This window comes from Microbulbifer sp. ARAS458-1, assembly GCF_045348205.1.
Classification (GTDB): domain Bacteria; phylum Pseudomonadota; class Gammaproteobacteria; order Pseudomonadales; family Cellvibrionaceae; genus Microbulbifer.
Genome location: NZ_CP155838.1, coordinates 826562 through 837912, shown reverse-complemented (window position 1 = coordinate 837912; position 11351 = coordinate 826562). Strand labels below are relative to the sequence as shown.

The following is an 11351-nucleotide window of genomic DNA, read 5'->3' as shown; positions in this document are numbered from 1 at the left end:
TTCGCCGGCAGCATTTTTTGACCAGCGGTCCGGCTGCAACCACAGGAAAATCTGTATTTCGGCAATTCTTTGGGGTATTTTTCGGTGTTGATTTTTGCGCCAAGGATGTGGCTAACCGACTAATAATTGAACAATCCACATCTTTAGGGGGAAATCCGATGTACAGGCCTGATTCGGGCATGCTTGTTAGCACACTCAAACCACTTTTTTATCTGCCTTTTTGTCTTGCCATTGCAGCCTGTGGCGGCGGCGGTGGCGGTGGCGGGAGCGATGCACCATCCGGTCCAGCATCACCAACCAATACCGCTCCGATAGCAAACAATGACAGTGTCTCCGTCTCCGCCCGGGAAACGTCAATCGTGATTGATGTGCTGGCCAATGACTCCGACGCCGACGGTGACGCGTTGAGCCTGACTGCGGTCGAGTCATCGGAATTTGGAACAGACCCCGCTATTGAAGGCGATAAGATTCGCTACACCCTCAAAAATGGCGTCCACGGTACGGACAGGTTTTCCTACACCATAAGCGATGGCGCCGATGAATCGCAGGCTACGGTTATTATCAACATTGACTCGCTGTTGACCCTCTCCGGGACTATCGGAGAGTCAGTTAGCGGTATTGGTACCGTCACAGTTACCGTGGGCACCAGGGAATACCAGGCAAATCTCGATGGCCGCCGGTTCCAGCTGGAGCTCCCTGTGGAAGATGACAGTGCGTTAGTCGCCGTCCAGTCAGAACACCAAAATACCGACATCAATAAAGGGATAAGACTGAAGTCATATTTAGGTACTTTAGGCTTCCTAAAGTCCCAGGCAAATGATGGCATCGTCACTGAGGATACTCTGCCAACTCTGTACCTCTCTGCCGCAGGGACCAGCGCCAGCGCTTATATGGAAATGGTGGCGGGAGGCGAAATTCATTCACTCGATGTCCTGACAAACTCCGCACAAACTTTGCCGCAAAAATTGGTGATGGAAAGTGCCATTGCCCTCAAATCCCTATTAGCAGGGGACCAATGGAGTGAATTCACTCAGCTCAACACTTACGATTTTTTGATAGATCATCCAAAAGCCGTGACCCTCGCTGAGCAGTTGGAAGCGAGCAACCCCGAAAAATACACGACCTATCGTAACCAGATTCTCAGTAACTCTAAGCAAATCAAGGCGCTTGAAACAGCACCGGAGCAGGAGCTCCTGTTTATCGATCTTGGCGACCTTAGCGCTACTCGTGCGACGGGAATCAGTGTTCAGTTGCCGGCCGCGGAGTCGGAATTCGGATATTACGCGACCAACTCGACAAAGAGCCAGCAGGACAATCGGGTTCAAATGCATGTTGCAGGCAATACGATCTCAATTGATGTGGACGGAGTGCTGGATGCTGTTTATTTTTATGATGGCCGAGAAGAGTGTACTACGCCGGAAGTGATCAGCTACACCGCCACACCGATCAAAACTGTATTGAGCAAGGTGTTGGATACCAGTGTATTTTCAACCTATCAACAAACGACTCAATACCGCTGTGACGAAACCAAAGCCATTTTTGCCGCAGCCCCCAACTTTCTCCAGCTAAACAACGTCAAGTTTGGCGATTTTTCCGCTGCCACGCAAAACACTTTTGCTATCGGTACATACCTCGACAAAGACGAGACCATTTATCAGGGCCCTTATCATTGGCAGGCGGTGCTCGTATCACCGAACGCAAACGGTACCATCACCCAGCGGTTTGATTTCAAAAATGACTATACCGATAGCGGGGTCATGTCGCTCGACGAAAATGGGCGGCTTGTGCTTGCCATGAACCGTGGTATCACAGTGGAATATGTTGCACTAGGAACGCAAGGGCACGGGCTCAGGACTTTGGGAGTCGTCAGGCGTGCCGATGGTTCTATCGCCTCTGTGGGCGGCGACTACCTTGTACCCGTCACACAAGGGTTGAGACTACCGGTTCCGGGGTCACTGGTTATTAAAGATCAGCAGTTCGCGGTGCTTGACGAAGCATCCAAGTACAGCGCAAGCGGTTTTGGTTTTGAGTTTTTTGCAGACGGCACCGGCTCGCAGCTGTATCGCTCCAATGGTACTTACCGAAGCGCTATTTCAGGTTATCAGTGGACGGAAGATACGGGATATCTTGACATGCGCTACTTCCATCACCGCAGCGACAATTCCGATCCCTATCCGTCCAATTGTGCTGAGGATGACCCGGATTGCGTAGAATATCGATACCGCGAAATTGAGCCGCTGGCGCAGGTGGGTGGTGACTATTTTGTGCGTATCTACCAGGAGATAGATTACTCCAAGCAATACGGCACGGGTGAGGGAGAAGAGGTGTTTATTTCTAGTTACATCGATCGTTTCACTCCCACCCCCTAAGACACGAGATTGTATTTTGAAGCGCCCTGCAGGGCGCTTTTTTGTTGTCGTACACAGTCCACCCTCTAATCGATATTTTAATCACACGCGTAATTCTGCACTTCTGGGCCACTAAATTTCCCAGACTTCAAAAACGTAACCACTTGAACAATGGCCTGCGCACTACCGGTTAACCCATTGTGCGTCAACGGATACGTCACGCGCGCACAGGTACCCTCTACATAGGTGCTCGGCAGTCCCACGATCCCATCGTCATCACCACTGATAATCGCTGAAAAGAATGGATTGAATGAACGGGTGCCGGCAATGACGCCCAGTGGAAACTTTACCGGGCCCAATCGACTGGGCAGACTCCGTTCATCGATACCCATCTGTTTTCCCGCAGGTCCATTTACATCCTTGATGACCGGAATACAGGAAAGAAAGTTTCCCAGACGGCTTCCCTGATTTGGCGGGCCAAGCATGACCGCCCGAGCGATTTCGTTGGCATCACGATGCTCGTAATATTGCCGCAACAACAGCCCGCCCATTGAGTGGGTGACAAAATGAAGTGGTGCGGCACCCGCTTCCTTACAGGCATTGATGCCGAGTGGAATGGTCATATCAGCAAGGGTTTCGATCGGGAATTCTCTGGAGGGGTAGTCGAGGTTGACCGCGTGAAAGCCGGCCTCACGCAGAGCCGCGGCGATCGCCTCCATGGAGCGCGAGTCCTTGGTGATTCCGTGAATCAATACGACACAGGGCTTTTCGGGCCGGTCGTGACTGTTGGCGTAGGCGCTATGGGCGCTGACAAGTAGTGCCAGTACAACCAGAGCCAGAAGGGAAAAAGAAAACCTCGTATGTTGGGTCGAACCGCACTGCCTGATCACGGAGTAATGTCCCTCGCGCCTGCCAATAAACTGGACAACCATGCCCTATTGCTTACGTCGGTGCGGGGGGGTTCGGATTGCTACTGGGCTTCCATCTCTTCCGCTTTGCCCCGTTTCACCCATCGCCCGAAGAAAATACCCACCTCGAACAGAATCCACATGGGTACGGCCAACAGAGTCTGGGAAATGACATCCGGCGGGGTGAGCAGCATTCCCATGGCGAAACAGGCAACGATCACGTAAGGGCGCTTCTTGGCCAGGTCTTTCGCGGTTACCGCACCGCTCCAGATAAGCAGCAGGGTGGCAATGGGGATTTCGAAGGCAAAACCGAAGGCAAAAAACAGTTTCAGCGCGAGATCCAGATAGCTGCGAATATCCGGCAGAACCTTGATATCTGCATGCGCCGAACTGATAAAAAATTCGAAGATGAGCGGGAACACCACAAAGTACGCAAACGCCATTCCCGCATAAAACAGGAAAATACTGGAAATCATCAGCGGTGCGATAAGGCGCTTCTCATGCTTGTACAGACCTGGGGCAATGAATGCCCAGAACTGGTACAACACAAATGGAATGGCGACAAAAAATGCCAGTACAAATGAGGTTTTGAATGGTGTCAGAAAGGGGGAGGTAACCTCGGTGGCAATCATGCCGGCACCTTCGGTCAACCGCGCCTGCAGTGGTTCTGCAACAAAGTTGTAGATGTCGTTGGCGAAGGGCACCATACAGGCAAAAATCGCCACCACTACCAGCAGGGTTTTCAGCAGGCGATCCCGCATCTCGATCAGGTGCTCGATAAACGGCTGGTCTTTTTCACTCATTGACGTTTGTCTTCCGGATCGGTGGAACGGTCACTTTCGGATGACCTGACAGGTTCGGCGTCATCAGTTTCCGGGCGTTCTTGCTGAGGAGTTTCCGGGTCCAGACGGTCGACCTCGGCCCAGGCCTCATCCTCTTCATGCTTGAAATGGTCCGGATGATGGGGGTTGTGCTCAGGGTCACCGTGATCGTGCAGGTGCTCCGGATATTCCGGGTCCTCCAGATCCTCGTCATCTTCCTCTTCTTCCGGCAGGTAGTCTTCTTCAGGCTTTTCATCGGCGGGTGCGTTGCGATCCTCTTCCGGCAGGTAGTCCGCAGCGCGACGGCGCTGATCCGCCTCGGGGTCTGGCTCTGAAGGTGCCGGGTCGGTGGAGTCGCCGCTATCTTTCAATGCCTGTGCCTGCGCTTCGACCGCTTTCAGGTCCTGCTCGAATCTGCGTTCAGCCTCGCTGAAGGTGCGCTCCATGGCCTGCTGGCTTTCACGTAGCTCCTTGAGTACGCGCTCGTTGTGCAGCTCACGACGAATATCATCGGCGCCCACTTCCCGCTCAAGCTCTTCCTTGGCACTACCGAGGGTCTGCTTAATCTGCGTCCACCAGCGCACCGTGGTACGCACAGCGTCAGGCAGGCGCTCGGGGCCGATGACCACAAGGCCAACGACACCGATCAACAGCAGTTCAAAAAATCCGATATCAAACACGGGCAACTCGCTCAGTTAACCACCGGTTAAATCCGTTGGGCTTGCCGGGGTTTATTTGTCCTGGGACTGCTTTTCTTCGCTGGACGTTTTCTGCTGTGGCTTGCTGGTTTCGTCTTTTTCCAGCAGCTCTGGTTCTTTGTCTTCCTGATCCTCGTCCTTTTTATCTTCTTCTTTCATGGCTTTCTTGAAGCCCTTGATGGCCCCCCCAAGGTCGCCGCCCAGATTGCGCAGACGTTTAGTGCCGAAGATCAGCAGGACGATGACCAGCAGGATCAGTAATTGTTGCCAGCTAATACCCATGAGAATTGCTCCTGATTAAATACGTTAATGCGCGGCCTGACACCTGCATCGCGCCCGCCGCTGCCGCCGCCCCGAGCTCAGTCCTGACTTCGCGACGCTTTTTCATCCAGCCCGGAGAGCCCGAATCGGCGCCCCAGTTCATCCAATACTGCGCGGGAATCCGCACCCAGGTGATTCAGCATCACCAGTGAGTGAAACCAAAGATCTGCGGTTTCCGAGATCATTGCCTGGTGCTCGTCGCTCTCCGCAGGCTTGCCTTCGGCATCCTTGGCGGCGAGCACCAACTCGGTCGCTTCCTCACCCACTTTTTCCAGAATCTTGTTCAGGCCTTTGCGGTGCAGGCTGGCAACGTAAGACGACTCCGCATCCCCCTGTTGCATACGCATCCGCAATACCCGGTCCAGTTGTGTCAGCATATTACTCATGACGCGGTCTATTTCTCCCCTGAATAGATCTCTTTGGGGTCGGTAATTACCGGCTGGCGGACCTGCCACTGGCCATCTTCCAACACCTGATAAAAACAGCTGGTGCGCCCGGTATGACAGGCAATGCCGCCCAGCTGTTCCACCATCAGCACGATGGTGTCACCATCGCAGTCGAGCCGGATTTCCCGCACCTGCTGCACATGCCCGGAGGACTCTCCTTTGCGCCAGAGCTTGCCGCGGGAGCGCGACCAGTAGACCGCACGCCCCTCTTCGACGGTCAGGCGCAGGGACTCGGCGTTCATCCACGCCATCATCAATACCCGGCCTGTCTTGAAGTCCTGGGCGATGGCGGGAACCAGGCCGTCGCTGTTCCAGCTGACAGCCTGGGTGAAATCGGTATCGCTCACTGTTTGCGTCCTTAGTGCATTCGATAGTGTAGGCTCACAGGTCCGGTTCAGGACCCCGTTACCTTATGGCCAGAGCAGTAGGGCCAACGCGGCCGCGCCCATCACCCAACTGACCGCGGGTATTTGTGCCAACAACCCTGGGGAGGCCACCAGTGCGGCCCCCGCCGCCAGTAAACCACCGACGATCATACGCGCATAGCGTGTGCGGCCCCGTTGCCGGCTGCCGGCCAATTGTTCACTGAGCTGCTGCAACCGCGGCCCCAGCTCCTGCCCCTGCTCCAGTGCGGCAAATGCCATTTGTGGCAACTGGGGAAATTTTTCCAGCCATTCTGGCCCGTATCGCCGAATTTCGCCGACGATCGTTTTCGGGTGAACCCGCTCACGCATCCAGCGCTCGAGAAACGGATGGGCAGTCTTCCACAGATCCAGCTGAGGATACAGCTGTCGCCCTAATCCTTCTATATTGAGTAAAGTTTTCTGTAAAAGTACCAGCTGAGGCTGCACTTCCATATCGAATCGCCGGGCGGTCTGGAAGAGGCTGATGAGCACCCGCGCGAAGGAAATTTCCCCCAGGGGCTTCTCGAAAATCGGCTCGCACACCGCGCGAATGGACGACTCAAAGGCATTGATCGGCGTGTCCTTGCGCACCCAGCCACTCTGCACGTGCAGCTCCGCCACCATGCGATAATCCCGCCGGAACATCGCCAGCAAGTTGCGCGCCAGATAATACTGATCCTCACGGGTCAGGCTGCCGACAATGGCGGTATCAATCGCGATGTACTTGGGGCGCTCGGGGTGTTCGCGGGATACAAAGATATTCCCCGGGTGCATGTCGGCGTGGAAGAAGTTGTGTTCAAACACCTGCTTGAAGAAGATCTCCACCCCGCGCTCGGCCAACAGCGCCATATCGGTATTCTGCGCACGCAACTGCGCCAGGTCGGTGACCGGGATACCGTCAATACGCTCCAGCACCAGTACATTCTCGCGGGTGTAATCCCAGAAGACCTCGGGGATATAAAGGAGTGGGGAATTTGCGAAGTTGCGCTTCAATTCCGAGCCGTTGGATGCCTCGCGCACTAGATCCAGCTCACCCTCGATGGTGTGGCGATAGTCTTCCACCACCTCCACCGGGCGCATACGGCGGCCATCGGGAAGATAACGCTGAATCCAACGGGCAATAAAACCCAGCAGCTCCAGGTCCTGCTGGATGATCTTATCGATCCCCGGGCGCAGCACCTTCACCACCACGGATGCACCGGGCTCGCCGTTGTCACCCTTCAGGCGCGCACCGTGCACCTGGGCCACGGAAGCGGACGCCAGCGGCTCCCGCTCGAACTCCGCAAACAGCTCATCCACCGGAGCACCCAGTGCTGCTTCAATACGCGCGATACACTGATCCGCCGGGTAGGGCGGCACATTGTCCTGCAGCTCGTTCAGCTCCTGCACCATATCCGGCGGCAGCAGATCCGGGCGCGTCGACAGCAGCTGGCCGAACTTCACAAAAATAGGTCCGAGATCTTCCAGAGCCCGGCGCAGGCGCTCGCCGCGCCCCATATCTTTTACTGCGCCCGCCGGCAACAGCTTTGCCGGGGCCCACAAAGTGCGCAGCCACAGCGGCTGGTGTTCCGCAGGAACCAGTTCATTCAGGCGGTAGCGCAGAAACACGCGCGCAATGGTCAGGCTTCTTGCAATTGGCACGTCAGTTTTTCCCCCGCGCGTCCAGCTTGCTCTTAAGCAGGGCCAGGCGCGCCTCCAGCCGATCTACACCCTGGGCAAACGCGGCCACATCTTCCGCGAACGCCTCGAACTGCGCCTGCGGCGGTGTCATGCGCCACTCTTCACTCACCGCCTCCGCCGTCGCCCGCGGCGCGGCACCCAGTGCATCCTTCAACCAGCTCGCCGCCAGCCTCACGCCTGTACCCAGCTGGTGTGCCGGTGAATCGCCGATCAGCTTCGCCAACGGCTCCTCCCAGTCGATATCCAGATCTCGCAGGATCGACTGCAGTTCCGCCAACAGGGCACTGGAACCACGCACCGTCACCCCCAGTTTGGCCGGGGTGGCATCGCGGTTTGTCAACAGTTGGATAAACGCCAGCGCGGAACCGGAAAGCTCAGTAGTTACCTCACCACTCCAGCGGCTGTGGACCTCGATATAGCCCCCCTCTTCACCATCCTCGTCGTCGATGACCAGAAACAGTGACAGGGTCGGCGCGGTGAGATTTACCGCCAGCACCTTGCCCGCCAGCCTGGCAAGGCGCGCGCGGCTGCCCGGGTCGTAGCGCAGGGCGGTATTGATGGCGGTTTCCAGAGTGGCGTCGAAGCCGGCGCGGAAGGTGGGGTCGGTCATTATTCTAAAGACTTGTCCGTGCGAATTACGCTGATGCGAAGATGTGGCTGCCGGTGGACATTCGCGGGACCGTCTGCGGCCTGGATGGCCGCAGCCGAGCCCCCATGGATGGGTTCACGGCGTGTCCCGCGAATGTCCACCGGCAGCCACACCGCCACGAGATCAACTTAAGAACTAGGGCTTGATGCCTTTGTGCAGGGCCACAATGCCACCGGTCATATTGTGAAACTCACAGTCCACGAAACCGGCCTCGCTCATCATGCCTTTCAGGGTTTCCTGATCCGGGTGCATACGGATGCTCTCGGCGAGATAGCGGTAACTGTCCGCATCGTCCGCCACCAGCTTGCCCATAAACGGCAACAGGCGGAAAGAATACTGATCGTACACCTTCTCCAGCAGTTTCGACTCCGGCTTGGAAAACTCCAGCACCAGCAGCCGGCCACCGGGCTTCAGCACCCGCAACATCGAACGCAGCGCCAGATCCTTATCCGTCACATTGCGCAGGCCGAAGGCAATGGTAATGCAGTCAAAGGTATTGTCCGGGAAAGGCAGGTACTGGGCATCCGCCTGCACCGTCTCCACATTGCCCGCAATGCCCCGGTCCAGCAGGCGATCACGGCCCACCTTCAGCATCGACGCATTGATATCCGCCAACACCACCTTGCCCGCCGGCCCCACGATGCGGGAAAAGCGCGCCGTCAGGTCCCCGGTACCACCGGCAATATCCAGAATCGTCTGCCCGGGCCGCGCCGCGGACAGCTCGATGGTAAAACGCTTCCACAGGCGATGAATGCCCCCAGACATCAGGTCGTTCATCACATCGTAGCGCGCCGCCACCGAGTGAAAAACATCCGCCACCCGTCCGGCTTTCTCTTCCACCGGCACCTGCTGGTAGCCGAAATGGGTTGTTTTGCGTTCCGTCATTGTGAGCCTGCTGTACCTAATTCAGGACCGTATTGTACATGGGAACCGGCAAACGGTACGAGTGACGCCAAAGGGTTGCCTGAGCTTGAGGATTGAAGATGCAGAGGGAGAGAAAGCAGCAAGCGCCACTCAAGTCCGAGTGATTTGAGTGACGCTGCCGAGATAGACCGAGGAGCGGCTCTTCAATTAGAGGCCGTCAGGCCCACAATCAGAAGCAAGATACGAGATCATGGACTCATAAAGAGTCTTCTGGTGATCATAAAACAGGGTGTTGCTGAAGTGATCAGCGCCATCCAGCTCTACGTATTTGTAGACCTTGCCGTTTTCATCAAGTGCCTTTCTGTATCGCTCAGCGTGCTCTGGAGGGACACGCTGATCTACACTTCCGTGAATCAATAGGATAGGCACATTGACTTTGGCTGCCTGCTCAATCGGCGAGATACTGTCATCCCACATACCGAGCTGCTCGATTTTACCGGCACCACGCAGACGATCACGATAGTAATTCACTTGCATCTGGTTATCTGACACAGCTGCACCAGCGATCACGCATTGGTAAATCTGGTCTTCACGGGCGGCAGCCACAAGGGCGGCGTAGCCACCGTATGACCAGCCGAACATGGCTAGCCGATCCTTTTCTGCCAAACCCTGCTCCACCAGGTAGAGCATCCCGTCGTCCTTGTCGTCCTGCATCTTATAGCCACCTTGACCGCCTTCTTTAAAGGCGGACGTGTAGTGCTCAATGCCCAGGCCTTTGGAGCCACGATACTGCGGCTGCAGTACCAAGTAACCATTGTTCGCCAGGAACTGTGCCCACTCATCGTAGATCACCAGCTCTGAAACAAACGGACCACCGTGCGGCAGGACAATCGCCGGGAAGGGCGGCTCACCATTGGGTACCGTCAGATAGGCCGGAATAGTGCGGCCGTCGCGGGATTTATATTTGATGTAGCGTACATCGGCGAGCTTTTCCGGTTCCAGCAGGGGCTGGCGGCTACCGACTTTTGTCAGCTTGCCCTTGTGCAACAGGTAATAGCTGCCGGGATCCCGCGGACCGACATTGTAGATGGTCATGGTTGCACCGTCGCGGGAGCGGCTATTGATTCGCAGATAGTGCGCATTTGGAATCACTTGCTCTAACTGACGCTGCGTCGCCATTTCAACTTCGTCAAAATATTCTACTTCGACATTTTTTTCCGCGTATACAACGCCTACGATCTGATCGCGATATCTCCAGCTGTTGCTATGCTTTCGCACTCCGCTCACATCTACATCGGTTCGGAGATAGACTAACTCGCCAAATTTTTTGGCTTTGACGTCAAACTCCCATAGACCGACCTTGTCATTACCATTATTGGCAGTAACAAAGAAAATGTTCGGATTTTGGGTGTCGAAGCCCTTTACGGAAAATGTTTCAAAACTGTCTTCGCTCATGCGGTGGAATTCGGTCCATCGCTTTTTATCGGTGATGCGTTCGTACCAGACATACTCACCTTTGGCGACATCGAATCCACGTGCCAGCCATGGGTTACCGGTTTCGTCGAACTCGACCTGCCCCATCGCCAGTTTGCCGCGCAGCAGCAGCTTCTTGGCACCGCTTTTTAGATCCAGTTCGTAATAAGTACGCGGACGGAATGCAGCAGCAATTCGGCTTTTCTCACCACCAGGTAGATATGAGAAAATAATCCGACGATCATTGTTGGGCAGGGGGTGATCCAGTTCGGCACCGGCCTGATCATACTTTTTCAGTTTCTTGCGTTTGATATCCACTGACGCAAGTAGATATTCGTAAACACCTTCGTTGAAACCCTCGATTTTGTCGCGCACTTTCTGGCGTAATTGCATGCCGATCACATCATTACTCAACCAGAAAAACTGCTGGATTTCCATCGGGTCGGAATTTATGCGGTAGGGCTCTGCTTCGAGATCCCCGGCGGGGTAGACTTCGATTATTGGGTCGCCATCTTTAGTAGGGATTTTCAACAAAGCCAGATGCTTGCCATCTGGAGAGATAGAGACATTACTGATCACATCGCGAAGTGCCCAAAAATCCAGAGGATAGGGCTTAGCTTCTTTGGCGATCACCTGTGTTGCGACGATCATCGTCAGCACCACGGCCAGACCTTTGATTATTTTCATTTCAGATTCCGCTATTTTTTCTGCTATTACCTAATTTCCCTGGAAAAAAAAG

General features: G+C 55.3%; 11 protein-coding genes. 1 reads left to right on the top strand and 10 read right to left on the bottom strand.

The window, feature by feature from the left end; all coding sequences use genetic code 11:
• Nucleotides 1–17: 17 nt before the first annotated feature.
• Nucleotides 18–2369 (top strand): Ig-like domain-containing protein, encoded by a 2352-nt coding sequence (locus AAFH99_RS03395; RefSeq protein ID WP_406828638.1) that lies wholly within the window; start codon nucleotides 18–20, stop codon nucleotides 2367–2369.
• A gap of 77 nt (nucleotides 2370–2446) precedes the next feature.
• Here AAFH99_RS03395 and AAFH99_RS03390 read toward each other — a convergent pair whose 3' ends face one another.
• The 10 genes from AAFH99_RS03390 to AAFH99_RS03345 form a co-directional block, all read right to left on the bottom strand.
• On the bottom strand, nucleotides 2447–3280 hold the full coding sequence (locus AAFH99_RS03390) for a triacylglycerol lipase (RefSeq protein WP_051687273.1): 834 nt from the start codon (nucleotides 3278–3280) through the stop codon (nucleotides 2447–2449).
• Between the two features lie 38 nt (nucleotides 3281–3318).
• Entirely contained in the window at nucleotides 3319–4059 is a 741-nt protein-coding gene (gene tatC / locus AAFH99_RS03385) for a twin-arginine translocase subunit TatC (RefSeq protein WP_043319983.1), read from the bottom strand.
• On the bottom strand, nucleotides 4056–4757 hold the full coding sequence (gene tatB / locus AAFH99_RS03380) for a Sec-independent protein translocase protein TatB (RefSeq protein WP_043319982.1): 702 nt from the start codon (nucleotides 4755–4757) through the stop codon (nucleotides 4056–4058). The genes tatC and tatB overlap by 4 nt, the downstream gene beginning before the upstream one ends.
• Before the next feature lie 51 nt (nucleotides 4758–4808).
• On the bottom strand, nucleotides 4809–5057 hold the full coding sequence (gene tatA, locus AAFH99_RS03375) for a twin-arginine translocase TatA/TatE family subunit (protein WP_043319981.1): 249 nt from the start codon (nucleotides 5055–5057) through the stop codon (nucleotides 4809–4811).
• A 77-nt stretch (nucleotides 5058–5134) separates the two neighbouring features.
• Complete coding sequence (locus AAFH99_RS03370; protein ID WP_043319979.1) at nucleotides 5135–5482, bottom strand: phosphoribosyl-ATP diphosphatase; 348 nt, start codon at nucleotides 5480–5482, stop codon at nucleotides 5135–5137.
• 8 nt (nucleotides 5483–5490) lie between these two features.
• Nucleotides 5491–5889: a phosphoribosyl-AMP cyclohydrolase gene (gene hisI / locus AAFH99_RS03365; RefSeq protein ID WP_043319978.1), complete on the bottom strand. Its 399-nt coding sequence runs from the start codon at nucleotides 5887–5889 to the stop codon at nucleotides 5491–5493.
• Between the two features lie 63 nt (nucleotides 5890–5952).
• Entirely contained in the window at nucleotides 5953–7587 is a 1635-nt protein-coding gene (gene ubiB, locus AAFH99_RS03360) for a ubiquinone biosynthesis regulatory protein kinase UbiB (protein ID WP_406828637.1), read from the bottom strand.
• Nucleotide 7588: 1 nt separating this feature from the next.
• Nucleotides 7589–8236, bottom strand: a complete 648-nt coding sequence (locus tag AAFH99_RS03355; protein ID WP_406828636.1) for an SCP2 domain-containing protein — start codon at nucleotides 8234–8236, stop codon at nucleotides 7589–7591.
• 174 nt (nucleotides 8237–8410) lie between these two features.
• Nucleotides 8411–9160 (bottom strand): bifunctional demethylmenaquinone methyltransferase/2-methoxy-6-polyprenyl-1,4-benzoquinol methylase UbiE, encoded by a 750-nt coding sequence (gene ubiE, locus AAFH99_RS03350; protein ID WP_406828635.1) that lies wholly within the window; start codon nucleotides 9158–9160, stop codon nucleotides 8411–8413.
• Nucleotides 9161–9346: 186 nt separating this feature from the next.
• Nucleotides 9347–11299 (bottom strand): S9 family peptidase, encoded by a 1953-nt coding sequence (locus tag AAFH99_RS03345; protein WP_043319975.1) that lies wholly within the window; start codon nucleotides 11297–11299, stop codon nucleotides 9347–9349.
• Nucleotides 11300–11351: the final 52 nt, after the last annotated feature.